Origin of the sequence: Vibrio sp. 1727 (assembly GCF_033344415.1) — a bacterium.
GTDB lineage: Bacteria > Pseudomonadota > Gammaproteobacteria > Enterobacterales > Vibrionaceae > Vibrio > Vibrio alginolyticus.
Map to the genome: position 1 here is coordinate 1 of NZ_JAWPOT010000701.1, position 509 is coordinate 509.

At 45.8% G+C, this 509-nt stretch carries 1 protein-coding gene; it reads right to left on the minus strand.

Annotated elements, in window-relative coordinates; translation table 11 throughout:
- Positions 1 to 509, minus strand: a 509-nt coding sequence (locus tag R8O10_RS27705) for a tetratricopeptide repeat protein (RefSeq protein WP_318192293.1), incomplete at both ends; no start/stop codon positions are given.

The following is a 509-nucleotide window of genomic DNA, read 5'->3' on the forward strand; positions in this document are numbered from 1 at the left end:
GCTTCTTCAGTTTCTCCTCCACAACCGACAGGTTTTTCTTCGCTGCTTCAAAATCAGGATTTTCTTTAAGCAGCTTTTTGTATTGTTTATCGGCCTCTTCTAACTGTCCATTTTGTGCCAACGCGTTAGCTAGGTTATAGCGGCCGGTTTGTGATTGGTCATTTGAAAACGCTTTAATGGCCGCTTCGTAATCGCCAGTTTGGTAACTTGCCGCGCCTTGCCAACTTGGGTCAGTGAACAGGTTTTTGGCTTGTTCATATTCTCCCTGTTTATAGAGATTAGCCGCTTGCTGATCGGCATTTAAGAACGGGTTGGCTTGTGCGTCTGGTGTCCAAGTCATTGGAAGCAGCGCAGCGACAAATACCCAAATTACACCACGGCGGAACAGGAAAACGGTAGGCAGTAGTAGTAGAGGCAATAGCCAAAATCCACCATTCAAACGTGAATCGGTTTTGACTTCTTGGTTCTGTTTTGCTGCCAAGTTGTTCCCAGTATTATTCGTGTACGCT